We start from the raw sequence: 25296 nt of genomic DNA, 5'->3' as shown, positions 1-25296 counted from the left end.
GGTTTATTCATTTAATCCAGCCCGTCTTCCTTAAATTTAGCCATCAGATCGTCCAGATCTACTTCGGCAAATGAGGTAGAATAATCAGACAAGCCATAAGGGATTATCAATTTGTTTTTATGTATAATAGATCCGCATGAGTAAATAACGTTGGGCACGTAACCTTCGCGCTCATCGCTGTTAGGGATCAATAAAGGCTCTCTCAGGCGTCCAATTTCTACCTGTGGATCATCCAGCTTAAGCAAACTCGCGCCAAGCACATAGCGGCGCATTGGGCCTACGCCGTGCGTTATCACTATCCAGCCATCTTTAGTTTCTATCGGCGAACCGCAGTTACCTATCTGTACAAACTCCCAGGGGAATTTTGGCTTTTGCAGCAACATCGGGCTCTCCCATATGTTGATCTTGTCGGAATACATGATGTAGTTGTTGCAGCCGTCAATACGCGATATCATGGCGTATTTGCCATTTATTTTACGGGGAAAAAGCGCCAGGTTCTTGTTTTGCGCCCCTGCGCCATACAAAGGCATTATTTTAAAGTTGTAGAAATCGTTGGTCTGTAAAAGCTTCGGCATTATCAGCGAACCATCATAAGCCGTATAAGTAGCATAGTAAACAGAACTGCCGTCCTCATTTTTAAACTCAACAAAGCGGGCATCCTCTATACCCTTACGTTCATATTCAGATATCGGGAAGATCACCCTGTCAGAGATATCCGTATCCAGCGAGAAAACAATTTCGTAGTAGGAGTCGGCAAGCCATAATACCTTGTCATATTCCAGCTTTTTCATGTCGCTTTCCTGCAGTTTCTGCGAATCAAGGATGATGCGGCGCAGGTTGGCGTATTCAAAGTGATGATCAAGCTTTCCTTCCAGTTCATGCAGCACATCAATACTTATCTGGGTGATGGCAGCCTTATCAAAAAACAGTTTTTTATTATAAACCGCGTTACGCACAATTTCGGCCTCGTCAATATAGTTACCGGCGGGCAGTACGGTAATGTTATTATCCTTATCAATCAGCGCGCGACGGAAAGTTATAGATGATATGTGCCCTTCACCGACGGCACGGAAGCTCATTATTACCCGGCGCTCGCCTTCGGTTAGTTCTGATTGATCCGGATCGTCAATTATTGATGGGTTGAAAAACGCGGCCGACTCAATTGAATACTCGTGCGTAAAGTACGATCCTATAAGCAGTTTGCGATAAACGGTAAGCCCGTCAAAATCAATTCCTAACTCTTCAAACAAAGGTTTTAGCTTACTGGCGTGCCGGTTAAGTACCCTGGTTATGTTTCTGTGCCGTCTGGAGTATTCCTGCAATAGCGGCGAAATAATACTGAATGCTGTTTCTTCGGTAACACCAATCACCCGCTCAATTACTTCTTTGGCGCGGTCGTTACCATTAAAAAAAAATCTGGCAATAACACGTTTTGGGTCGGGGTTAACCCTTACAGGTATACGTTCAATAGCTAACTTCATATATAATAAACTGCGTAAGTTTTATAGGTAACAACAAGTAATTGAAATTGATTTGGAAAATTTGAGAAAGCCGGAAAATTGATATAGCCGCTTACACCAAAACTTGTATAATATTCTGCATTGGTAATTATTATACTTTTTTAATTAAAACTACTGTTACCTTAGTTAACCTCCTATTAAAATACACCTACCCCTAAGAAACTATTTATTTAAAAGGAAACCTTATTTAACCAACAATGCTCCTGTATCGTTTGCGGAGCTATAACCTATTTTTTAACCTTTTATTTATTTATTATGAAAAAGAAATCAATACTCTTTATTGGAATGGCATGTTTAATGGCCTGGGCATCATGCAAAAAGGACAGTAGCAACGATGATGATGAATATGTTGCATCGGATATTGTTGACCCCGGCAGGCTGGTTGCCGCTGCGGCTAAAGGAAAATTAGACACTGTGGCCCGCGATTTCGGTTTCTCTGAAGGACCGGCGGTTGATAAGCAGGGGAACATATATTTTACTGACCAACCTAATGATAAAATTTTTAGGTGGGATATAGCCAGTAACTCAATATCTACCTTTTTAACAGGCACCGGGCGCTCAAACGGGATGACCTTTGATAAAGACGGTTACCTTATTGCCTGTGCCGATATGTATGGCGAACTATGGAAAATAGCGCCAAACGGAAACAAAACGGTGCTGATTAAAAATTATAACGGCAAATTGCTGAATGGACCTAACGATGTTTGGGTAAACCGGGTAACCGGTGGTATATATATAACCGACCCTATTTTTCCGCGTAATTACTGGGCCGTGGGCGATCCGCGCCAACAGGCATGGGAACCAAAACGATCAGAACAGGCAGCAACCGGCAAAGGCGGGCACGTGTATTACCTTGCGCCGGGTGCAAAAACTTTGGTTAGGGTAACATCCGAAGCGGCCGGCTGGGATGCCGACTCATGGCCAAATGGTGTGGTAGGCACACCGGATGGTAAAAAGCTGTACGTAAATAAATGGGCCGGCGACAATATGGGCGGCACCTGGGTGTTTGATATTAATGCCGATGGTACGCTTACGAACATGAAAAAATTTAATGCTATGGGCGGCGACGGTATGTCAATGGACGAAAAGGGGAATATTTATATCAGCAACGGCCTGGGCATAACTGCTTTTGACCCAACAGGCGCTAAAGTGTTGAGCATTCCAATTAAAGGTGGCGCTACCAATAACGTTTTTGGCGGCAAGGACAATAACATATTATTTATAACAGGGCCATCTGATAAGCTGACCTCTGTAAAAATGAATGTTAAGGGCGTAGAGAAGTTCTGATCCAACTGAATGAGATAAGGTTTCCCGGTTGCCGGGAAACCTTAATTTAGTTATCAGGCAGATAATTGTTAGGCAGCATATAACTTACGCTGGGGTCGCCCCAGGCGCCGTCAAAAAATAGCGCGCCTTTAGTAATTTTTAAACCATCTGCATTGAACTGTACCGGGTCGGCTATGTTTTTGTTCTCAATAATTGAAAGTTGATTATCTGAAGCTTCCCTGGTGCGATACAGGTTGTCCCGGAAATTTATTCTTTTCTTTTTATAGATCACATAAATATAATCCTCAAAAACCAGGTCGGTAAGTCCTGCCTCTTTTGATGGTTTGGTTAGGTCTGCGGCGGTTAAAACTTTGCCTATAACCTGTTCAATTTTTTTAGGTAAAGCACGCGTATAGCTAAGGTTGGCCAACGAGTCTGTTACCGCTTTGCTTGGTTTCATGGTCATCAGGCGCTCAATGCTTTTTTGCAAAACACTATCTGCCGGCCTGTCCGGGTTATCGTATCTTAAAAAACGCCTCACTATAAAACCGTCCTGCGTAACCTTGCTACGAGCAAGTGAGTGCAAAAAGCCATTAAATGAAGCTTTAAATACGTTTTGCCGTAGTTTTGCCCAATTTTTCTTTTGTTTTTCAGACCCTTGCAGGTCCTCAAAAATGGCTATGCCATTGTAGTGGAACACGCGTTTAGCAATGTCTACAGTATAGTTATTTATTAAAAATTTTATTCTGTAGCCCAGCGCTTTATTTTCTATTATCAAAAAATCAGTAGTACTCGCACTCAGTATCCTGTTTTCAAAATTTAAACGTAAAGCCTTTTCATTAATAATTTTGCATAACGACGAGTATTCTGAGTTGCCTATAAAATAAGTAGTAAACAGTCCCAGGTTTCTTCCCCAATAATTGTTAGATTTTATATTTACCTCAGCGAGTTCTGTTGCCTGAATGTTGAGATTAATGTTAACCACTTCATCTTTTGTTAAGCTAACCTGCACCTGTTCTGGGGCATATCCTATGCACGAGGTAACAAGCGTGTAGGAGCCGGGCATTAAGTTATTCAGCGTATAACGTCCGTCTTTGTTTGCCGCGGTAGATATGGATGAATTGCCTATGTATACGGTAACATTTGGCACGGCTTCGTGATTTGCAGAATCTATAATACGGCCTGATATCTTTAAACCCTGCGCGCTGGCATTGAGCGCTAAAAAGATAATTATCAAATAAAAGCCAAGCTTAAATGGTAATTTATAACGTTTCATAAAGTCGGTTTCAGTGCTTAGGTTTATGCAGATAACGCTGATCGACTATAAAATTAGTTATTATTTTTATTGGTGTTTGTAACAATATAATGGAGCATGAAAAAAATAGCCATGGGTTTCAAAGCGATCTATATTGCTGACGGCGCAGTTGGTTTTTTGTCGGGATAGGATTCTGAGCGCCGGCGAAGTATCTTATATAAAGATGCTTCACCGCGTTCAGCATGACAATTGAATGTTGGGGTATTTTATTACACCTCTCGCCTTAACCTTGCAACAGGTATATTCATCTGTTCGCGGTATTTGGCAACGGTGCGGCGGGCAATGTTGTAGCCTGCATCTTTCAGTATGTCGGTCAGTTTTTCGTCGGCAAGGGGGTGGCGTTTGTCTTCTTTGCCAATGTGTTCTTCCAGTATCTTTTTTACCTCTTTGTTAGATACCTCTTCGCCGCTTTCGGTTTGTATGGCTTCAGAGAAGAACGATTTTAGCAAAAAAGTACCGTGTTCTGTTTGTACGTATTTTGAATTGGCAACCCGCGATACGGTGGAAATATCCATACCAATGCGGTCGGCTATGTCCTTCAATATCATAGGTTTCAGGTTCTTATCGTCGCCGCTAAGAAAAAACTCGTACTGATATTGCATTATAGCATTCATGGTCTTTAGCAGCGTTTGCTGGCGCTGTTTAATGGCATCAATAAACCATTTGGCCGAGTCCAGCTTTTGCTTTACAAATTGCACGGCTTCCTTTAGTTTCTTATCCTTTTGCGATGCCTTATCATAATGTTGAAACATTTCCTGGTAAGAGCGGCTTACACGCAGTTCAGGGGCATTTTTTGAGTTAAGCGTAAGGATCAGTACCCCATCGCTGTTTTTGATATGAAAATCAGGAATAACCTGCATTTGCTTCGTATTCACCTCGTTAGAGTCGCCTGGCTTAGGGTTAAGCTTCAATATCTCGCTTACCACTGCCCGCAGTTCCTGCGAGTTCATATTGAGTGAGCGCTCCAGTTTATCGTAATGTTTGCGGGTAAACTCATCAAGGTAGTCTTCAACCACCATAATGGCCTTTTTTATGATCTGGTCGTTCGGGTCTTTTTTACGCAATTGTATCAATAGGCATTCTTGCAAACTCCGCGCGCCCACGCCTGCAGGGTCAAAACCCTGTATCACTTTTAGCATATCCTCCACTTCTTCATCCTCGGCCATTACATTTTGCGAAAAGGCCAGATCATCAGTGAGCGAAGTTATTGGGCGGCGCAGGTAACCATCATCATCTAAACTGCCTATAATTTGCTTGCCAATAACAAAGTCTTTGTCTGATAAAGGAAGCATATCCAACTGCGCCTGCAGGCTTTCAAAAAACGAATTTTGAACAGCCAGGGGCATTTCCTTACGCTCCTCTTCGTCGTCACCATTCTGGTCATACCGCGATCCGTACTCGTTTACGTTGTCTTCCTGCAGGTAATCGTCAATATTAAACTCGTCCATTTCGCCATGTTCCTCGTCGCTGTTAAAGTTGTCTTCATCAGGGTCGCGGTCAGGGTATTGTTCTTCAGGTTCATTTAAGTTGGTAAGGCTCAGATCCTCCAACGCCGGGTTTTCTTCCAGTTCCTCTTTTATACGGGTATCTAATGATACAGTAGGCACCTGCAGCAATTTTATAAATTGAATTTGCTGCGGCGAAAGTTTCTGTAAAAGTTTCTGTTGAAGGTTCTGTTTAAGCATATTTAGATTAGGGGCAAATCTACATCAATTACCATTAAATTTGAAAACTTAGTTACTATGGTTACATTTATCCTATAAATACTAAAACCATTGATTTGTTTTGGTTGATAAATAATTTACCGACCTGTTTATAAACCTCAAATTTTATATGCTATGGCTATTGTAAAAGAATTTAAAGAGTTTGCCATGCGTGGCAACGTGGTTGATCTGGCTGTTGCCGTTGTTATTGGCGGTGCTTTTGGTAAAATAGTAAGCTCGTTGGTTGATGATATTATTACGCCGGCCATTTTAACACCTGCACTTAAAGCGGCGCACTTAACCAACCTGTCTGAACTGGTGATACCCGGTACGGCAATTAAATACGGCAATTTCTTGTCGCAGATAATTTCGTTCATCATTGTGGCCATCGCTTTATTTATTGTTATCAAGGCCATCAACACCTTTAAAAAGAAAGAAGAGGTAGCTCCATCGGCACCACCTGCGCCAACCAAAGAGCAGGTTTTGCTTACTGAGATACGGGATTTGCTGGCGAAGAAGGGGTAAAGGGTTATTTATGTCATTGCGAGGTACGAAGCAATCGCACGCAGAAAAGCGGTCATGCAAATTTTGCGATTGCTTCGTACCTCGCAATGACAATATTCTACCAATAAAAACAACCAGAAACGAAGCCCCATCATTTAAAAACGATAAAAAGTAAATAGCAAAGTAAATATACTGTATAAAATATGTGGATAAATGTATTTGAAAAATGCAAAATTACCACTACATTTGCGCTCTTGTTTTTAAAAACAAAATAGAATAACGAAGTCATGAAAAGAACGTTCCAGCCTTCTCAAAGGAAAAGAAGAAATAAACACGGTTTCCGTGAGCGCATGTCAACTGCTAACGGTAGAAGAATTTTAGCGGCCAGAAGAGCAAAAGGCAGAAAAAGATTAACAGTATCTGACGAGCGTCGTCATAAAGCATAAACCCTCCGGTTGCTTCTTATCAGCATATAGAGGCCTGAACCGGTTATTTTAAACAATTACGGTTCAGTACAAGCAAATGCAAACCTTTAAAAAGGAAGAACGGTTATGTAATAAAAGGCTTATTGATGAGCTTTTTCATAACGGTTCTTCCTTTTTATGTTATCCCTTTAAAGTTTCTTGGTTAGTTGTGGATGGTGCTCAGGATACGCCGGTACAGGTGCTATTTGCTGTAGCCAAAAAGCGGTACAAACGGGCGGTAGACCGTAACCTACTAAAACGCCGCATGCGCGAAGCTTACCGCTTGCATAAGCAGGAGCATCTGTATAATTTTTTATTACAGGCCGGTAAAAGCATCACACTTTCTGTAAGTTATATTGGTAAAGAGATAAACGAGTATAAGCTGATTGAAAAGAAAATGTTAAAGCTGCTGAGCCAGCTTTGCGAGGGGATTACCAAATGAACACCATAGGCAACATAATAAAAACCGGTTTAGGCGCGGTTTTTCTGTTGCTGATAAAGTTTTACCAATACTTTATTTCACCTTTAACAGGGGCATCGTGCAGATTTACACCTACCTGTTCGCATTATGGTGCCGAGGCAATTAAAAAATATGGGCCATTTAAAGGCGGATGGTTAACTTTGAAACGGATAGGCCGGTGCCACCCCTGGGGAGGCCATGGGCATGATCCGGTGCCGTAGGCAGTTGTAGGTTGTAGGTTTTGAGTTACAGGTTAACTCACAACTCACAACACGCAACTTACAACCAATTAAAATGATACTACAAATAGAAACAGCCACAACCGTATGTTCGGTAGCATTAGCTAACCAGGGCCGGGTTATTGCCATTAAGGAAGCTAACCAGCGCAATATACATGCCGAAGCGATAACTGTTTTTATTGATGAAATATTGAATAAGGCAGGTATAAAGTACAGTGAACTGGATGCTGTAGCTGTAAGCAGCGGCCCCGGCTCGTACACCGGTTTGCGTATAGGCGTTTCAACGGCAAAGGGTTTGTGTTATGCTTTGGATAAGCCCTTAATAGCTGTAGAAACTTTAGAAGCCATGGCCGGGGGCTTAATAGTAAGTGGCGTTGATAGCGATGTGCTCCTATGCCCCATGATAGATGCCCGCCGCATGGAGGTTTATACCGCCTTGTTTGATGCCGCAGGCAACCGCTTGCAGCCTACCACTGCCGAAATTATTGACGCCAACAGCTTTGCCGCACAATTAGAACAAAGTAAGATCTTGTTTTTTGGCGATGGCGCGCCTAAATGCCGCGAAACCCTTAGCGGTAACCCTAACGCGTTGTTTATAGATGATTTTGCCAATTCTGCCGCGCATTTAACCAGTGCGACTTACCAGAAATTTAAAGCCGCGCAGTTTGAAGACGTGGCTTATTTTGAACCCTATTATCTTAAAGATTTTTTGGTGACTGCTAAAAAGGCTTAATAGTTTTTGTCTTTGCCTTTAAATATCTTATCCCACATCTTCCCCAAAAAGCCTTTCTCGCCATCGGGTATAAAGCTGGCATTCATGGGGTGCTCAATTACGTTACCAAATTTAAAAGATACGCCTAAATATATATCTGCGCCGCTGTGGCTGTAGTGACTACGCTGTACTTGCTCGTGTTCTGTATTATTGCCTGTGGCTACTAAAACGCCCCGCACACTTTGCAACAGGCGTTCGGTACCCAAGTAAATCTCTGCATTTGGTGTTTTATACATCAACTGCGCACCAAAATTAAACAGGCCAAGGGTATTGTATGCTGCTGTGCCGGTTAATGAGTAATTTGAATAACTAACAGGCACAATTGCCGCCAGTGTGGCATCCTCATAAAACAACGCTTTTGATGCCAAAAGCGTTGGCGAAAGCTTAAACTTTTTAGCGTAATCCAGCCAATAGTTTTTATTTACGCTCACTTCGGCAAGGGCATTTGTTTTGGTATAAAAATATTTCTGATCCGATAAAGTACCTGATGTAATGCCTTGTATGGCGTTAATGATATTATCCTCCCGTTGTGCCGATGAGATATCTTGTATAAGCCTGCCATTATTTTCAAAATCGGCGGTTTTGGCGTTATCTGCCCAACGTATTACTCCGAGGTCTTTTAAATTATACTGAAAGTGATAACCCGCCCTGTTGGTATGGCCCGCACCAATTGAAATGGCAACACCCGGATTGCGAAAGTTAAACAGTTTAAGAGAATCTGCCATGCGCACCGTGCCGCTCATAGAGAGGGTAGCTGCATCGTTAGGCGGGTCAAACACAACGCCAGATTTGTTGATATTTACTTTGCCGTAAGTCAACCCGGTTAAAAAGCTCAGCTTTAAGCCCAGGGCAAGTCGTTTGTTTACCTGCTCGCGATAGCTGAAAGATAGTTGATGATAGGCCTGGTATAAATAGTTATCATTAAAAACGTTTGAATAGGCCAATTTGTCAAAGTTGCTATATCCGTTAAACAAGGCTATAGACTCATCCGTAACGTAACCCCTCGCCTCGGTCCGGGTGCTTAATGACATCCCTATCTCCTGGTTTCCGTCAAGGCTGGTAAAAAGCTTTAGCATTAACCAATAATTGTTGGTGCTGCTGCGGATATTGCTGTATTTGCCTTTACCTACCTGCAACGCTGCCGTATTATAGTAACCGTTAAAAAAGCGATCGAGTACGGCATCCTGGGCGTTGCCTGTTACAATAAAATTTGCATTAAAGTTGGGCAGAAAAAAATTGGATGCTGCAGACCGGCTTGAGTCTGGTATGAAGGAGCGCTGCGATGGATTTTCAAAGGAATCATACAAAGTTCCTGTATTGTATTGCGTGTACTGCTGCCCGAACAGTTTAACAGTTGATAGTAAGAGACAACTAACAATAATTATTTTTTTCATCCGGGTTGTACGATGCCTTTTTTGTTAAATATAAAATAAAGTTATTTGTTTGCAGAAGCCGTGTCGGGCTGATTAAAATTCATACAAAAAACAGTGTAAAAATTTTTATCAGATGCGGATAGCTGGTACGATGCTCCATAAAAGTTTTTCCACCCGGGTTCGTTGTCGCTAAATGCTTTATAAAAATTATCGTTCATATCGCGTTTAAAAATAGCCTGACTGTTTTTAAAATTGATAAACCAGTTAACGTTGCTTCGCCCGGTCTGTAACTTGTCAAACTCATTATAAGCCTGTTGCTTACTTTGAAACTTGCTGTTAAAATAGCTGTCGCGATAGCTCACCAATTCGTTTTTGCTGTTAGCCAATACCAGATAATTATCCACTATCATAAACCAGGGGTGATTAAACATACTAAACGCATCGCCCAGCAAAAAAAAAGGAAGTTTATTATAATTGAAACGGCCTATCTCATCGCCCTCCATGGTGCTGATGTTATTCATAACCGGCCTGAGTGCAGAACCATCTGTTAATTTTACGATGGCCAGTTTTTCTATAAAACGCGTGGTCACAGCTGCAAATTCATTACCTAAAACTTTATTAAACTCTGCCACCAGCTCAATACCCGTCTCGGTTTTAATTTTATTGAACAATGAATCCTTTTCGTGCTGTAGGCCTGCCTTTGCCTGCCATCGCGAAAGGTCGATTTTAAATTTTTTAGCATCAGATACCGCGAAGTTTACGCTATAGGCCGTTGTCGATGGAAATATATTTTTTAACTCGCTAACAATTGGCTGCTGCGCTAAAAATAAGCTGATGTAACTGGATCCTCTGGCAGGGTCGGTTTCGGTAAAACCGCTGAACATAAGCGCGTCACTTTTAAAATTGAGGCCAAGCACCCCTAAGGCAGGTAATAACCGCTGACTTTTAAAAATATCACTGTTTTTGTTCTTAAATAACTTATCAAACAGTGGGTTTAGCTGCGCGTAGTTTATATACAGGTTGGCTAAAGAATTTGCTGTTTGCTGTTGTGGCAGCAAAATAAAGTTCTTTTGGTTCTTTTTGGGCTGATAAGCGACAAAGGCATCGATTAGTTCCTTTGAAAAACTTGCGGCGTAAACACCCTTTTGTTTGCTTACCAGGTAAAAATGCCTTTTCAAAACATCCGAATAAACATCATAACCTAAATTTATCTTACTTATTTTTAGCCCGGCCTGTTTGTTCTGCATTGTTTTATCAAGCATTTCGGGGTCAAACTTTCTGTCTGCCGATGTTGTCATCAATAAACCTACGCTATTATCCTTTTGCGGATGAAAGGATATAAAAACATCCTGCCCGTTAAAAAACTGTCCTAATAAATTACTGGCTAATAATTGCTTACGCAATGTATCCAGGTCGTCTAACTGCTGCTTGCCGGTAACGGCGGCAAACAGTTTGTTACCGTTGTACATCTCGTAAAAACTGTCTTCGTTATTAAACTCAAAAATAAAGGCGGCATTGTTGGGGATAGAACTTAACACCGCAGTAGTGCGAGATCCCGGTGTGCTCAAGTTCCTGAAATACAGCACCGCTAAAAACACAATAGCTATAAACAGTATTACCGATAAAATTATGGGTCGCCTCATGTTTAGTTAGTACGTGCAAGTTAGGATTTTTAGCCGATAGCGGTCGTTAATACTTTCAAATTGGTTAATTTAGCTTTTTATTAAAAGCATGGATAAGCAAATAATTATTACAGCATCGGTTTTCGGGATGCTGGCAGTTGCAGCTGGAGCATTTGGGGCGCACGCTTTAAAGGCAGTGTTGGCTGCAGAGCAATTACAAACGTGGCAAACCGCGGTACAGTACCAGTTTTACCATGTTTTCGCGCTGCTGTTTCTGGCGTTTTTTGCGCAGCAAAACAGCAGCTATACCAACGCGGCTTTTTACCTGTTTACTTTCGGTATTATATTTTTTTCGGGTTCGTTGTACCTGCTGTCATGCCGCTACGCGCTGGGCTGGGACTGGCTAAAGTTTTTTGGACCAATAACTCCTATAGGCGGCTTGCTGTTTATTGGCGGCTGGTTAATGCTGTTGCTATCTGCCTTAAAGCAAAAGTAAGATGCTGGAGTTTGCCGACGCTAACTATCAATCGCGTAAAACCTATTTTGTTGAGGTGATATTGCCTTTGGCTATCGCCAAAAATTACACTTATCGCGTGCCGTTTGAAATGAACAACGCTATACGGGTAGGTAAGCGCGTGGTGGTGCAGTTTGGCAAAAGCAGAATGTATACGGCTATTATTGATAAAATAACGGAGCAGCCGCCTGAAAAGTACGAAGCCAAATATATACTGGATATTTTAGACGACCGGCCCATTGTTACCGAAACGCAAATCAGCTTTTGGAAATGGATGGCCGAGTATTATATGTGTAACGATGGCGAAGTAATGAATGCCGCACTGCCATCAGCATTAAAATTGGCCAGCGAAACTAAAATAACTTTAAACCGGGAGTTTTTAGGTGATAAGACGGAACTGAACGACCGCGAGTTTATGATAGTGGAGGCGCTTGACCTGCAGCCCGAACTGACCATAAGCGACATTACCAAACTATTGGGCCAAAAAACAGTAATGCCCATATTGAAGCTGCTGTTTGAAAAAAACATCATCAATATATCCGAAGAGGTAGACGAGCGTTACAAACCCCGCATGCGTACGTTTTTAACCCTCAACCCTGTTTATCACGATCAGGAACAACTGCGCGAATTGTTTGGCATCCTTGAAAAGCGCGCACCTAAACAGGCAGACGCTGTGCTGGCCTATATCAAACTATCGCGGCAGCAAAAGGCCATCTCAAAAACTGAATTAATTGAGGAAAGTGGTGCCGGTGCATCAAGTATCAACTCGCTCATTGAGAAAGAAATTTTAATAGCGCAGGAGAAAAATGTGAGCCGCCTGCATATGGAGGATGAAGGCATTTTTGACGTTTTTGATCTTAGCCCACACCAGCAGGAAGCGCTAACCAATGTTAAACAGCAGTTTGAGCAAAAGGACGTAGTGCTGCTGCATGGCATTACTTCATCCGGCAAAACACAGGTCTATATCCGGTTGATTGAAGATGCCATAGCAGCCGGCAGGCAGGTGTTGTATCTGCTGCCTGAGATTGCCCTCACCACGCATATTATTGAACGGTTGCGCCAATATTTTGGCGCTAACATAGGCGTTTACCACTCGCGTTTTAATGATAACGAGCGGGTAGAGGTTTGGCAAAAGGTGCTGAGCAATGATTATAAAGTAATACTGGGCGCACGGTCGGCAGTTTTTTTACCTTTTCAGGATCTAGGGCTGATTATAGTTGACGAGGAGCACGAAGTATCGTACAAGCAGTTTGACCCCGCCCCCCGCTACAACGCCCGCGACGCGGCTATTTTCCTGGCTAATATGCACGGGGGTAAAGTGCTGCTGGGATCGGCCACACCATCATTTGAGAGTTATTTTAATGCACGTACGCATAAATACGGTTTAGCCGAATTAACAGAGCGCTTTGGCGGCACCGAGCTGCCGGTTATTGAGGTAGTAAGCATTGCAGAAGAAACCAAAAAGAAAACTATACAATCGCACTTTACCAGCGCGCTGATGTTGGATATAAACCAGGCGCTGGATAATAAAGAACAGGTGATACTGTTTCAAAACCGCAGAGGCTACGCGCCTGTACTATTATGCAAGGTTTGCGCCTACACGCCCAAATGCATTAATTGCGATGTGAGCCTTACCTACCATAAACACAGCGGCAAGCTGCATTGCCACTACTGCGGCTATAAGGAAGATACACCATCTGTTTGCCCGGCATGTGGCTCAACACATTTAGAATATAAGGGCTTTGGCACCGAAAAAATTGAAGATGAACTGGCTATGCTGCTGCCTGATGCACGTATTGCCCGGATGGACCTGGATACCACCCGCTCGCGCAATTCATTGCAGAATATTTTAAATGACCTGGAAGAGAAAAAGATAGACATATTGGTGGGTACTCAAATGGTGGCCAAAGGACTTGATTTTGCCGACGTTACCGTTATCGGCATTATTAATGCCGATAGTATGCTTAAGTTCCCTGACTATAGGGCTAACGAGCGCAGCTACCAAATGCTGGCGCAGGTTAGTGGCAGGGCAGGGCGCAGGGGCAAACAGGGCAAGGTGGTTATACAAACCTATGATGTTAAGCACCGGGTAATAAAACAGGTTATTGAAAACGATTACCGCGACCTGTATTTTACCGAAATGGAAGAACGCAAAAGCTTTAACTACCCTCCGTTTTACCGCGTTATTAACCTGGACATAAAACATAAGGACCCGGAAGTATTGTACAACCAGGCGGCTTACCTGGCAACAGAATTACGTAAAAATTTTGGCGACAGGGTGATTGGTCCGGAGACACCACTGATCAGTCGCATACGCAATTACTATATCAAGTCTATCCTGCTAAAATTTGAAAAGGATGGTGTATCGGTTAACAAGGTTAAAGCCACCATTCGCGATGTAATTACGCAGTTTCAAACTACCAAGCTCAGCAAAGGCAGCATTGTGCAGCCGGATGTGGATCCGTATTGATATAATAAAAAGTGTACAACGTGTCATTGCGAGGAACGAAGCAATCGCGAACTTCCATTCGGCTTTTCTCCGTGCGATTGCTTCGTACCTCGCAATAACAAAAACGAAGCGCGTAATTGTAGGGTTAACTTTTTTACGCATAATGATAAAGCAGTACCAGGTCATGCCGAATTTATTTCGGCACCTCATTCGCTAAGCGCGCGTGCCCGTCTGGTGGGGTGCTGAAACAAGTTCAGCATGACATAGTAAAAAGGTTTCAATGCCCGGAGATTGAGATTTACACTGGCGATGGGTTTCAAACCCATCGCTAGCGTAAGGACACGGATTACTCTACCTCTTCTTTATATCCACCAATTTTATCTCCGTTATCTGCTGCCCCCAGCCGCATTGGAATTTTGATGACAGTGTTTGGTAGCGAATGCTCACTTTAAGTTCAGTTTCTTTAAACTGATCGGCAAGGTTAGTAGGGCTGTAATTGGTATCGCCAATTCTTATCACCCATCCGCAGCCGTCGGCCGCAACTGCTCCGGCGTTTATAACTTTTGCTTCAGTAAATGGTTGGTCGTTTTTTTTGCAGGCCGAAATGCTTGCCGTAAGCAGCAAAGCAGTTAGTAATAGTTTAAAGTTTAAGATGGTTTTCATGGCTTGTTTTTTGTTGATGAAACGTAACTTAGCATAGGTTTGCTACAACCATAATGAGTTTAAAAGCAATTATTTCTTTCACCATCCGTTTTTAATTAATGCGCCGCTTTGCTTATATACTATTATCCGCATCCTTAATCTGTGTTAATGCAGCCATCGCCCAACAAAAGCCACCCTTAATGGCCTTTGCCAGCGATACGCAGGAACCTATGTGGGTAGAAAAGATCTTCCTGAAGGCCGACCATAACCTGGAAGCCACGCAAATGATATTTAAGGAAGTAGGTTCAAGGCGGCCCAAGGCGTTTTTTATTTTGGGCGATGTGGTATCATCCGGAAAAAAACCGCGCGCCTGGAAAAATATAGACCTGTACATGGGTCAGGCCGTGAAAGACTCTGTGCCCGTATACGCCACTTTGGGCAACCACGATGTAATGTTTAATGCCAAAAAAGGCATGAAAAATTTTAAGCAGCGGTTTCCAACGTATGAGCCAACGGGTTATACGGTAGTTGTTGATTCGGTAGCGGTTGTTTTACTTAACTCTAACTTTGGGGCGCTCAGCGCAGAAGACGTTACCAAACAAAACACCTGGTACAAACAGAAATTGAAAGAGCTTGATGCCGACCCGGCTATAAAACTGATCATGGTAGGGTGCCATCATTCGCCTTATACCAATAGTAAAATTGTTAAACCATCCGTGCAGGTACAGCAATATTTTGTGGAACCGTTTTTAGCATCTGCTAAATGCGCTTTATTTATTTCGGGCCATTCGCATAATTACGAGCAATTTAAAGTAAAAGGAAAAGACTTTGTTGTTATTGGCGGTGGTGGTGGCTTGCATCAGGATGTGCGACCCAACAATGACGTTATGAACGATGTTGCCGCCGATTATAAACCCGTTTTTCATTACCTGGAGATAAGGCGGCAAGGCAAGCATCTGGATGTGTTATCAAGAAAGATGACGCCGGATTTTTCCGGTTTTGTGGATGGCAGGGAGTTTAAGGTAGATTAAGGGCCTGTTGCAGATAGCGGCTAAAAAGGGTCGTTTTAATGCTGTTCTCAATTAATTGATAATAAATTAGTTAATCAATCTTTAGCTGTAATTTTACTGACGAATATGTCTGTTGCAAAGTGTTGCATGTTTAAACGTATAATTATTGTAAATTGGTCATAATCAATTGTATGGAAAAACTGCTGTTGCAAGTGTTGCAAACTGTTGCATATATTTCTGCAACACCCGTGTTGTGATTAATTAATGATACAGACAATCAGTCACATAATTAAAAGCGTTTTAGTGCAGGGTTAAAATGCGGCAAATCGTATTAACTTTGCTGTATAATGGCATATAAATACGTTGATAATTACCGGGAGCAGGGCGCGCGCAAAAAGCTGGTTGATGAGCTGAAAAAGAAGGGTATAGAAGATCGGCAGGTGTTAGAAGCAATAGGTAAAGTACCCCGCCATTATTTCTTTGACGAAACTTTCTGGACACAGGCCTATAAAGATATCGCCTTCCCCATAGGCGAGGGTCAAACTATTTCGCAGCCATACACCGTCGCTTATCAAACAGAACTGCTCCACATAAAAAAAGGCGACAAGGTGCTGGAAATTGGCACCGGTTCGGGCTACCAAACCTGCGTACTGATTGAGGTAGGCGCTAAAGTTTACACCATAGAACGCCAGGAAAAACTTTACGAACGCACCAAACAGGTATTGCCCCACATAGGCTACCGCGCCCGTTTCTTTTGCGGCGATGGTTCAAAAGGCATTGCCTTACATGCCCCGTACGACAAGATAATAGTAACAGCGGGAGCTCCGACTGTGCCCGATGTACTGCTGGGTCAGCTTAAAATAGGAGGCATACTGGTTATACCCGTAGGCGATGCCGAATCGCAAAAAATGGTAACCATCCTAAAAACCGCAGAGCACGATTACGAGAAACATGTGCTGGATACCTTCAGGTTTGTACCGCTGGTAGGTGAGAGAGCGTGGTAAGCCCCCTAACCCCCTAAAGGGGGAATTTTTGAAAAGCGGCCCGGCTCTATGCTTTTAGTGCTCCCCCCTTTAGGGGGCTGGGGGGCTAGGCTACCTTTTCATCGCCCTATCCATCTCAACCTTCGTATCGCGCTCTTTCATGGTTTCGCGTTTATCAAAAGTTTTCTTGCCCTGGGCCAGGGCTATCTCCAGTTTGGCAAAGCCGCGTTCGCTGATGAACAGCGCCAGGGGTACAATGGTTAATCCTTTTTCTTCGCCGCGGGTGAGGAGCTTTTTTAATTCTTTTTTATTGAGAAGGAGAACCCGGTCGCGTTTGGCTTCGTGGTTATAGAATGAGCCGAAGGAATACTCAGAAATATGCAGGTTGCGTACATAGAGTTCGCCACCTATAAAGGTACAGAAGGCATCATTAATGTTGGCTTTACCATCACGGATAGACTTGATCTCGGTACCCAGCAGTTTTATCCCCGCTGTGTACTTATCCAGTATATGGTATTCAAAATAGGCTTTCTTATTCTTTATGTAGACTTTATCCTGACTCATTGCAGCTGCAAACTTAATGTTTTTGGAGATTAGTTGACCGGTTGATCAGAGATTAGTTGACTAGTTAATTAGATACCGTTTGACTAGTTGATCAAGATTAGTGATTGATCGATCAGAGATTAGTTGCAATATCCTCCTAGTCACTAGTCAACCAATCACTAATCAACTAACGCAATGGCTTCACAACTAATACCGGTACATCAATCATATGCCTAACCTTATTAACGGTGGTACCGAAGATAAGATCTTTTAAAGCCTTATGCCCGTGCGAGCCCATTACCACAAATTCTATCTTCTCCTCAATTACTATTTTACTAATAGATTTTGCCGCCATGCCAAAACCTACTTTGGCATTTGCGTTATAACCCATTTTTTGCATAGCTATTACGTACTGATTAATATTATCCACGTCGCTTTGGGTTTCGTGGTCCATTACCTCTACGCCGTTGTATTGCGCGCCGGCAGTTTCTACTACATGTATCAGTGTGTATAGCGCCTTGTCGCCACCCTGCATAATACCATGGCGAATAGTATTACTGTCGTTTTTTGAAAAATCAATGGCTATACCTATGTGATTATACTGTATGGCATCCAGATTGTTTATAACGGTAGCAATACCATGCGGAATGAAAATGGGGTTATCTTTATGTTTAAATAGCAGCGGCCTTAAAAAAACGTATAAAAGCAAACTCACTATGCCTAATACCACCGGGATAACCAATGCATATATCCAGATCAAAGTGCCGCCCGATGATTCGCTGATCCAGCTGAAGATCTGCTCGTAAACCAACTTGCCGTTAAGACCAACAATTACTACCGCGCTGGCCCATGCACCCAATTTGGCCCATTTGCCAATAGCAAACTTACCCATCTTTTTCTTGTCGCTGGTAAAATGGATAAGCGGGATAACGGCAAAACCCAACTGCAAACTCAACACCACCTGGCTCAAGATAATCAACTTGCCCAGGCCGTCTTCGCCATAATATAATATCGTAAATACAGCCGGAACAATAGCCAGTACCCGTGTTAACAAGCGGCGCAACCAGGGCTCAACACGCAGGTTAATGTGGCCCTCCATAATTATTTGTCCCGCCAGGGTGCCGGTTATGGTAGAGCTTTGGCCCGCGGCTATCAACGCCACTGCAAATAAAACCGGCGCCGTTCTGCCGAAGATATGTTCAAGTAGTTTGTAGGCATCCTGTATCTCGGCAATTTCAAAATAACCGTTCTTATAAAACGCGCTTGCTGCTAATATTAAAATAGCGGCATTTACTAAAAATGCCAGGTTCAGCGCAATTACGGTATCAAAAAAGTTAAATTTTATGGCTGTTTTAATGCCTTCGTGGGTACGTACTATCTGCCGCGTTTGTACCAGTGATGAGTGGAGGTACAGGTTATGCGGCATTACTGTTGCCCCTATAATACCAATAGCAATGTACAGCGCGTTGCCAGATAAGTTGCCCGGTACAAAGCCCTTGGCAACTTCTATTACATCAGGTTGCACTATAAACATCTCTACCAAAAAGGACAGGCCGACGATGAATATCATAGATACAATGAACAATTCCAGCTTTCGCATGCCTTTGTTCATTAAAAACAGCATTAACAAGGTGTCTGTAATGGTAAGGGATACGCCCCATATTAAAGGCAGATCAAACAATAGCTGTAAACCTATGGCCATGCCTATTATTTCGGCAAGGTCGCAGGCGATAATGGCCAGTTGCGCAAGTAGGTAAAGGAAGAAATTAACTACGCGTGGGTAGGTGTTTTTTGATGCCTGCGCCAGGTCAAGCCCCCGCACAATACCCAACCGTGCGCTTAATGATTGCAGCAGTAAAGCTATCAGGTTAGAAGCCAGCAGTACCCATATCAAGCTATAGCCAAAAGCGCTGCCGCCCGCAATATCTGTAGCCCAGTTGCCCGGGTCCATATAGCCAACGCTTACCAAATAGGCCGGACCAATAAAGGCCAATATCTTTCGCCAGCCGGTTTTATTGGCAGTTTGCACCGAGCTGTGCACGTTTGATAGCGATTCTTTTCCGGTACTCATACAGCTATTAGTAAATTACTTGCCACCTCGCGGCTTATGTTAATGTTGATGCCTTCGCTGTTTAATACTACAGACCGGTCATAATCAACTACTTCAGTAACTGATATTTTTTTACCGATGATCAGTTGCAGTTTTTCAAGATATTGCAAAAAGGAAGGTGAATGATCGCGCACGCCTGAAACAATTCCGCAAGCATTTACGGGGAGTTCGGCCACGCTTACCAACTGGTTCAATTTAATGTTACCGTCACGGTCGGGTATGGGGTCGCCATGCGGATCGTGCCTGGGGTATCCCATAAATTTATCCAGCCGGTCTATCAATTCTAATGATGATATATGCTCCATTTCTTCGGCCATATCATGTACCTCGTCCCACTTAAAATTTAATTTCTCTACCAAAAAATACTCCCAAAGGCGGTGTTTTCTGATAATGCACACGGCAATTTTTTCGCCTGCCGGGGTAAGGCTAACGCCCTGGTATTTAGCGTAGTTTATTAAAACCTTTTCAGCGAGTTTCTTTAGCATATCTGTAACCGATGCCGCCTTGGTGTTGAGCGAAGCAGCAATTTGATTGGTACTTACACTGACGTTGTTTAACGACAAATGGTATATGGCTTTTAAATAATTCTCTTCGGCTAACGTATTCATTTAAACAAATCTAATTAAAAATTTAGACTTGTCTAAAAATACACAAAGAATTTTATTCTTTTATTGGATATTTAAAAAAATTTAATTTTGTAGATTGTACAAAATTTGTCACTATGGCCGCCGAATTAGATAAGATTGATCTGCAGATACTTAAAATATTACAGGAAAACGGAAGGATAACCAATCTCCAATTATCAACCGAGATCGGCCTTTCACCCGCGCCAACTTTAGAGCGTGTGCGCAAACTGGAAAACGCGGGCTACATTAAAAGCTACCATGCTTTGGTTGACGAGGAGAAGCTTGGCCTTGGTATAAAAACATTCATCCAAATCTCGCTTGACTTTCATCAGAAAAATACCATCCAAATTTTTATTGACGAGATAAAACAAATTAAAGAGGTTACAGAATGTCATCACGTAACCGGACTGTGCGATTTTGTGTTGAAAGTATATGTGCGCGATATTAAATCATACGAACAACTCATTATGGAAAAAATAAGCCGCATCAGCGTGGTTAAAACTTTCCAAACCATGATGATAATGAGCACGAGTAAGAAAGAACCGATAGTTCCTTTGGAATATTAGCCCCCTAACCCCCTGAAGGGGGAACACCAAACAAAAGCGGCCTATCGATGAATATTGATAGGCCGCTTTTGTTAGTAGTTTTCAAAGTTCCCCCTTTAGGGGGCGGAGGGGGCTACCAGTTGATCGGCCTCTTCCCCGCCTTCTCCAAATAAGCGTTCGTTTTTGAGAAAGGTTTTGAGCCAAAGAAATTTCCTTTTATTACTGCCATGGGCGATGGGTGACTTGATTTAATAACCAGGTGTTTGCTTTCATCTATCAATACGGCTTTTGATTGCGCGTAGGCACCCCATAGGATAAATACCACGCCGGTTTTTTTATCAGATACGGTTTTAATTACGGTATCGGTAAACTGTTCCCATCCCTTTTTTTGGTGAGATGCTGCTTCGCCGGCGCGAACAGTTAACGTGGCATTCAACAATAAAACGCCTTGCTCTGCCCAATGTGTAAGATCCCCGCTGCGGGGGATAACGAAGCCGGGGATATCCGTAGCCAGTTCTTTATAGATGTTTTGTAATGATGGCGGCGTAGCAACCCCTTGTTGCACAGAAAACGACAAGCCGTGTGCCTGGTTAGCACCGTGATAAGGATCTTGCCCTATGATTACAACTTTAACATCATCAAAAAGTGTCTTCCAGAACGCGTTAAAAATATCGGCACCTTTTGGGTAAATTATTTTTCCGGCATGTTTCTCTTCCCTTAAAAACTGTTTAAGTTTTAGCATGTAATCTTTTTCAAATTCATCACCTAAAACCGTTAACCACGATTGCTCTAATTCTACCGCCATAAATGTTTATACAACTGTTGATTTACAGTGCAAATAAACGGATATTTGCACTCTGATTTTTAACAGGAATAAAAGAAAATTATGTCAAATATTATAAGGCTTGTAATAGCCTGCACAGTTTTAGGCGGATCAATAGCACTTTGCGTTTTTGGTTTTTGGGGATGGGGCATACCGGTGCTCCTGATAGGAGCAATTATACTGCTTACCTTCTTCTTTAATGAGAAAATGCTGGTAGCACAATATTTTCTGCGTAAAGAGAATACTGATAAAGCTGAAGAGTGGTTGTTGAAAATTACCGATTACGAAAAGCAGTTATATAAAAGCCAGCATGGTTATTACAATTTGCTTATGGGTTTAATCGAATCGCGTAAGCAGCCAATGAAGTCTGAAAAATATTTCAAAAAGGCATTATCGCTGGGTATGACCATGTCGCACAATATCGCGTTAGCTAAGATAAGCCTGGCGGGCATATCAATGGCAAAGCGCAACAAGCGCGAAGCGCAGATGTACTTATCAGAAGCTACTAAGGATGATAAAAATAAACTGCTGGCAGATCAGATAAAAATGATGAAAGGCCAGTTAGCTCAAATGGATAAGCAACAAGTGGTAAAAGGCTTTCGCCCGCAGTATTGAGGAATAGGTTAGGGTAAAAAATAAAATAGGCTTTAAAACCAACGGTTTTAAAGCCTATTTTTCTTCAATTGAACCGAAGTAGGCAGGTTCTGATCTGCTAAAATCAGCTCTTGACGTGTAACGCTCTGTTACTTCAGCCTCGGCAGCCGGATCTGCAACTTCAACAATTTTTAACAAACTTCTGATAAATGACAGGTTAAAATTTTGTCTGTTCAGTTTAATCAGGTATTCGTTTTCCGTGATCTCCAATATAGAGTTAGTCATAACTTTTCTAATTAATGTGTTTTGTAAAATTAAGCAACACATTCAATGCCAAAGTTTTGATTATTTTATTATTATATTAAAGAATTGTTAACAACTTGTGTTAATTATTAGTTAGGTAACTTGCTTAAGGTAGTAGTCATGCCGAACTTGTTTCGGCACCCCAAATGCTAAGTATACGGTTTTATCGCTTCATTACCTGTCAATGAGATGCTGAAACAAGTTCAGCATGACTTTGGGTGATTTACGCAAACCAGGCCATCACCTCGTCCTTAGTAGGCATGGCAATATCCAGTTTAAGTTTTTTGCGCATCCCGCCCAGATCATTATAAACCTTATTAGGATTGGCAGCTTTTAGTTCCTCAACTGTGTTAAAGCCCATTTGGTTTAATACCGGTACCCATACTGCTGGTACGCCAATTTTAATAAAATCTTCGGCAGTAGCCACTTTCGCTTTCTTTTCAGGACGCATCTGCGGGAAGAACAACACTTCCTGTATAGTGCTTTGGTTGGTCAGCAACATCACCAAACGGTCAATACCAATACCTAAACCTGATGTCGGTGGCATACCGTATTCCAGCGCGCGTAAAAAGTCGTCGTCCATTGCCATGGCTTCATCATCGCCGCGACCGGCCAATATCAACTGTTCTTCCAGGCGCTCACGCTGATCTATCGGGTCGTTTAACTCCGAGTATGCGTTGGCTATCTCTTTACCGTTAACAAACAATTCAAAACGCTCTACCAAACCATCCTTGCTGCGGTGCTTTTTAGCCAGCGGGGTCATTTCAATTGGATAGTCGGTTATAAAGGTTGGCTGTATCAAGCTGGCCTCAACTTTAGCGCTAAATATCTCGTCAATCAATTTGCCTTTGCCCATGGTAGCGTCTACCTCTATACCCAGTTCAGCGCAAGTTTCGCGTAAACCGCCCTCGTCCATAGCAGATACATCAATGCCTGTATATTTCAGGATAGAATCATACATAGACAAGCGCGTGTATGGCCCTGCAAAGTTTATCTCGTTGCCACCCACCTGTACGGCTGCAATGCCGTGTACGGCGCGGGTAACCTGCTCCAGGCAAGTTTCAACCATATCCATCATCCATATATAATCCTTGTAGGCTATATAGATCTCCATGGCGGTAAACTCAGGGTTGTGGGTGCGGTCCATACCCTCGTTACGGAACATCTTGCCAAACTCATAAACACCATCAAAGCCTGCTACAATAAGGCGTTTTAGGTAAAGCTCGTTAGCAATACGCAAAAACAGCGGCATGTCCAGCGTATTGTGGTGGGTATTGAACGGGCGCGCCGCTGCACCACCATGTATGGCTTGCAGTATAGGCGTTTCCACTTCCATCCATCCCTGCTTATTAAAGAAATCGCGCATGGCGCTGATAACTTTTGAGCGTTTGATGAAGATCTGTTTAAAATCTGGGTTGACAGTTAAGTCAACATAACGCTGGCGGTAACGCAATTCCGGGTCAGTAAAACCATCGTGAATGTTGCCTTCCTCGTCGCGTTTTACAACGGGAAGCGGTTTTAATGATTTAGCCAGGATAGTCAGCTCCTCAGTATGTACAGAGATCTCGCCTGTTTGGGTGGTAAATACAAAGCCCTTAACGCCAACGTAATCGCCAATATCCAGTAGTTTTTTAAATACGGTATTGTATAAAGTTTTGTCCTCATCGGGGCAAATGTCATCACGTTTTATATACACCTGCATGCGGCCGGTGCTATCCTGTATCTCAAAGAATGAAGCGCTGCCCATAATACGGCGCGTCATGATACGGCCGGCTATGGTAACCTGTTTATACTTATCCGGAGCAGTGTTAAAATTATCGGCAATGTCCTGCGCGAAGGCGGTAACCTTATACTCTTCGGCAGGATAGGGGTTGATACCTAAAGCGCGAAGCTGTTGTAATGATTCGCGGCGAATAATTTCCTGTTCGGATAATGCAATACTCATGTTTTGTAACTATGTTTTATTAAGGGTGCAAAAATAGGGTTTTTAGTTGATTAGTGATTGAAGATTAGATATTGAAGATTAAAGATTAGTTGTTTGGTACTTATGATTGAACGTTGTTGATGGTGTATTGAGATTTTAAATATGAACAGGTTATACCAATCTTCAATCTTTAGTTAACTAATCTTTATTTTTACATCCATGAATATCAAAGTAATCGCTTTCGATGCAGATGATACCTTATGGGTAAACGAACCTTATTTCCGTGCATCCGAAGAGGAATTTTGTGCCCTAATGTCGGAATACGCTTCTGAGCGCGACCTTGAGCGTGAATTGTTGAAGATAGAGATTGCCAACCTGGGTTTGTACGGATATGGCATAAAAGGTTTTATTCTTTCTATGATGGAAGCGGCTTTAACTATAAGTGGCGGCACTATCAATGCGCAAGGCATTGCACAGATATTAGCGCTTGGCAGGCAAATGCTGAACCAGCCTATTGAACTTTTGGATGGGGTGGAAGAAGTGCTTGCAGCTCTGAAAGGTAAATATCGCCTGGTAGTAGCCACCAAAGGCGACCTGCTGGACCAGGAGCGTAAACTCAAAAAATCAGGATTGACAGATTATTTTCACCATGTAGAGGTGATGTCTGAAAAAGACGAACCCAACTACCGCAAACTGCTTAAACACCTGGATATACAGCCCGAAGAATTTTTAATGATAGGCAATTCCCTTAAAAGCGACGTGCTGCCGGTGCTGAATATTGGCGGTCATGCTATACATGTGCCTTTCCATATAACCTGGGCGCATGAACAGATTGAGGGAAGTATAGATAATGAGCGGTTTAAAAATGTGGAGGGGATAAGGGAGGTGTTGGCGGTGTTATAATTATACTTTTGTCATTGCTGTAAAGGTCAGATAATTCGGTAACAGATTAGCTTTACAAACCAAAGCTAAGAGTTATGCGCATTAACACG

25 protein-coding genes are annotated in these 25296 nt (G+C 42.6%); 13 read left to right on the top strand and 12 right to left on the bottom strand.

The window, feature by feature from the left end; translation table 11 throughout:
* Nucleotides 1-11: 11 nt before the first annotated feature.
* Entirely contained in the window at nucleotides 12-1481 is a 1470-nt protein-coding gene (locus ACFQZS_RS14935; protein ID WP_377101627.1) for a glycoside hydrolase family 130 protein, read from the bottom strand.
* Between the two features lie 294 nt (nucleotides 1482-1775).
* Between ACFQZS_RS14935 and ACFQZS_RS14930 the strand changes: the two genes are divergently transcribed.
* The gene (locus ACFQZS_RS14930) at nucleotides 1776-2807 is read left to right on the top strand and encodes an SMP-30/gluconolactonase/LRE family protein (RefSeq protein ID WP_377101625.1); all 1032 of its coding nucleotides are present in this window, start codon (nucleotides 1776-1778) and stop codon (nucleotides 2805-2807) included.
* Between the two features lie 46 nt (nucleotides 2808-2853).
* Here ACFQZS_RS14930 and ACFQZS_RS14925 read toward each other — a convergent pair whose 3' ends face one another.
* A complete protein-coding gene (locus ACFQZS_RS14925; RefSeq protein WP_377101622.1) occupies nucleotides 2854-4062 on the bottom strand; it encodes a carboxypeptidase-like regulatory domain-containing protein in 1209 nt (402 codons plus the stop codon).
* Between the two features lie 248 nt (nucleotides 4063-4310).
* The gene (gene rpoN, locus ACFQZS_RS14920; RefSeq protein WP_377101620.1) at nucleotides 4311-5786 is read right to left on the bottom strand and encodes an RNA polymerase factor sigma-54; all 1476 of its coding nucleotides are present in this window, start codon (nucleotides 5784-5786) and stop codon (nucleotides 4311-4313) included.
* 153 nt (nucleotides 5787-5939) lie between these two features.
* Here rpoN and mscL point away from each other — a divergent pair, with 153 nt between their 5' ends.
* From mscL to tsaB, 5 genes are all read left to right on the top strand, one after another.
* Nucleotides 5940-6329 carry a large-conductance mechanosensitive channel protein MscL gene (gene mscL / locus ACFQZS_RS14915; RefSeq protein WP_377101617.1) on the top strand — a complete coding sequence of 130 codons (390 nt, stop codon included), beginning with the start codon at nucleotides 5940-5942 and terminating at the stop codon, nucleotides 6327-6329.
* Between the two features lie 266 nt (nucleotides 6330-6595).
* Nucleotides 6596-6754 (top strand): 50S ribosomal protein L34, encoded by a 159-nt coding sequence (rpmH, locus tag ACFQZS_RS14910; RefSeq protein ID WP_377101616.1) that lies wholly within the window; start codon nucleotides 6596-6598, stop codon nucleotides 6752-6754.
* A 76-nt stretch (nucleotides 6755-6830) separates the two neighbouring features.
* Nucleotides 6831-7214, top strand: coding sequence for a ribonuclease P protein component (gene rnpA, locus ACFQZS_RS14905; protein WP_377101614.1), 384 nt, complete (start codon nucleotides 6831-6833; stop codon nucleotides 7212-7214).
* Entirely contained in the window at nucleotides 7211-7453 is a 243-nt protein-coding gene (gene yidD / locus ACFQZS_RS14900; RefSeq protein ID WP_377101612.1) for a membrane protein insertion efficiency factor YidD, read from the top strand. Before rnpA ends, yidD begins: the two co-directional genes overlap by 4 nt.
* Before the next feature lie 73 nt (nucleotides 7454-7526).
* Nucleotides 7527-8204, top strand: coding sequence for a tRNA (adenosine(37)-N6)-threonylcarbamoyltransferase complex dimerization subunit type 1 TsaB (gene tsaB, locus ACFQZS_RS14895; protein ID WP_377101609.1), 678 nt, complete (start codon nucleotides 7527-7529; stop codon nucleotides 8202-8204).
* Here tsaB and ACFQZS_RS14890 read toward each other — a convergent pair.
* Both ACFQZS_RS14890 and ACFQZS_RS14885 read right to left on the bottom strand, forming a co-directional pair.
* The gene (locus ACFQZS_RS14890; RefSeq protein WP_377101607.1) at nucleotides 8201-9637 is read right to left on the bottom strand and encodes a DUF5723 family protein; all 1437 of its coding nucleotides are present in this window, start codon (nucleotides 9635-9637) and stop codon (nucleotides 8201-8203) included. The two genes, tsaB and ACFQZS_RS14890, sit on opposite strands and share 4 nt — an antisense overlap.
* Nucleotides 9638-9678: 41 nt before the next feature.
* Nucleotides 9679-11259 (bottom strand): hypothetical protein, encoded by a 1581-nt coding sequence (locus ACFQZS_RS14885; RefSeq protein ID WP_377101605.1) that lies wholly within the window; start codon nucleotides 11257-11259, stop codon nucleotides 9679-9681.
* Between the two features lie 88 nt (nucleotides 11260-11347).
* On the opposite strand from ACFQZS_RS14885, the gene ACFQZS_RS14880 reads away from it, so the two are divergent.
* Both ACFQZS_RS14880 and priA read left to right on the top strand, forming a co-directional pair.
* Entirely contained in the window at nucleotides 11348-11734 is a 387-nt protein-coding gene (locus ACFQZS_RS14880) for a DUF423 domain-containing protein (protein WP_377101603.1), read from the top strand.
* 1 nt (nucleotide 11735) lies between these two features.
* On the top strand, nucleotides 11736-14222 hold the full coding sequence (gene priA / locus ACFQZS_RS14875) for a replication restart helicase PriA (protein ID WP_377101600.1): 2487 nt from the start codon (nucleotides 11736-11738) through the stop codon (nucleotides 14220-14222).
* A 330-nt stretch (nucleotides 14223-14552) separates the two neighbouring features.
* Here the strand turns inward: priA and ACFQZS_RS14870 are convergent, their stop codons facing one another.
* The gene (locus tag ACFQZS_RS14870) at nucleotides 14553-14864 is read right to left on the bottom strand and encodes a hypothetical protein (RefSeq protein WP_377101598.1); all 312 of its coding nucleotides are present in this window, start codon (nucleotides 14862-14864) and stop codon (nucleotides 14553-14555) included.
* Nucleotides 14865-15043: 179 nt separating this feature from the next.
* Between ACFQZS_RS14870 and ACFQZS_RS14865 the strand changes: the two genes are divergently transcribed.
* Nucleotides 15044-15874, top strand: a complete 831-nt coding sequence (locus ACFQZS_RS14865; RefSeq protein WP_377101596.1) for a metallophosphoesterase family protein — start codon at nucleotides 15044-15046, stop codon at nucleotides 15872-15874.
* 326 nt (nucleotides 15875-16200) lie between these two features.
* Nucleotides 16201-16857, top strand: a complete 657-nt coding sequence (locus tag ACFQZS_RS14860) for a protein-L-isoaspartate(D-aspartate) O-methyltransferase (RefSeq protein WP_377101595.1) — start codon at nucleotides 16201-16203, stop codon at nucleotides 16855-16857.
* A gap of 90 nt (nucleotides 16858-16947) precedes the next feature.
* On the opposite strand, the gene smpB is transcribed toward ACFQZS_RS14860, so the two are convergent.
* From smpB to ACFQZS_RS14845, 3 genes are all read right to left on the bottom strand, one after another.
* Nucleotides 16948-17400 (bottom strand): SsrA-binding protein SmpB, encoded by a 453-nt coding sequence (gene smpB / locus ACFQZS_RS14855; RefSeq protein ID WP_377101593.1) that lies wholly within the window; start codon nucleotides 17398-17400, stop codon nucleotides 16948-16950.
* Between the two features lie 166 nt (nucleotides 17401-17566).
* Nucleotides 17567-19450, bottom strand: a complete 1884-nt coding sequence (locus ACFQZS_RS14850) for an Nramp family divalent metal transporter (protein WP_377101591.1) — start codon at nucleotides 19448-19450, stop codon at nucleotides 17567-17569.
* Nucleotides 19447-20097: a metal-dependent transcriptional regulator gene (locus ACFQZS_RS14845; RefSeq protein WP_377101589.1), complete on the bottom strand. Its 651-nt coding sequence runs from the start codon at nucleotides 20095-20097 to the stop codon at nucleotides 19447-19449. The genes ACFQZS_RS14850 and ACFQZS_RS14845 overlap by 4 nt, the downstream gene beginning before the upstream one ends.
* Nucleotides 20098-20210: 113 nt before the next feature.
* Here ACFQZS_RS14845 and ACFQZS_RS14840 point away from each other — a divergent pair, with 113 nt between their 5' ends.
* Nucleotides 20211-20681 (top strand): Lrp/AsnC family transcriptional regulator, encoded by a 471-nt coding sequence (locus ACFQZS_RS14840; RefSeq protein WP_377101587.1) that lies wholly within the window; start codon nucleotides 20211-20213, stop codon nucleotides 20679-20681.
* 112 nt (nucleotides 20682-20793) lie between these two features.
* Here ACFQZS_RS14840 and ung read toward each other — a convergent pair whose 3' ends face one another.
* A complete protein-coding gene (ung, locus tag ACFQZS_RS14835) occupies nucleotides 20794-21465 on the bottom strand; it encodes a uracil-DNA glycosylase (protein ID WP_377101585.1) in 672 nt (223 codons plus the stop codon).
* Between the two features lie 81 nt (nucleotides 21466-21546).
* Between ung and ACFQZS_RS14830 the strand changes: the two genes are divergently transcribed.
* Nucleotides 21547-22098: a DUF2892 domain-containing protein gene (locus tag ACFQZS_RS14830; protein ID WP_377101583.1), complete on the top strand. Its 552-nt coding sequence runs from the start codon at nucleotides 21547-21549 to the stop codon at nucleotides 22096-22098.
* Between the two features lie 54 nt (nucleotides 22099-22152).
* Here the strand turns inward: ACFQZS_RS14830 and ACFQZS_RS14825 are convergent, their stop codons facing one another.
* Entirely contained in the window at nucleotides 22153-22362 is a 210-nt protein-coding gene (locus tag ACFQZS_RS14825) for a hypothetical protein (protein WP_377101581.1), read from the bottom strand.
* Between the two features lie 241 nt (nucleotides 22363-22603).
* Nucleotides 22604-24325 carry a lysine--tRNA ligase gene (lysS, locus tag ACFQZS_RS14820; RefSeq protein WP_377101578.1) on the bottom strand — a complete coding sequence of 574 codons (1722 nt, stop codon included), beginning with the start codon at nucleotides 24323-24325 and terminating at the stop codon, nucleotides 22604-22606.
* Nucleotides 24326-24523: 198 nt separating this feature from the next.
* On the opposite strand from lysS, the gene ACFQZS_RS14815 reads away from it, so the two are divergent.
* Nucleotides 24524-25207, top strand: a complete 684-nt coding sequence (locus tag ACFQZS_RS14815; RefSeq protein ID WP_377101576.1) for an HAD family hydrolase — start codon at nucleotides 24524-24526, stop codon at nucleotides 25205-25207.
* Nucleotides 25208-25296 lie beyond the last annotated feature (89 nt).

It is taken from the genome of Mucilaginibacter calamicampi (genome assembly GCF_042676765.1).
GTDB classification, from domain to species: domain Bacteria; phylum Bacteroidota; class Bacteroidia; order Sphingobacteriales; family Sphingobacteriaceae; genus Mucilaginibacter; species Mucilaginibacter calamicampi.
This window is presented reverse-complemented; position numbering and strand designations above follow the sequence as displayed.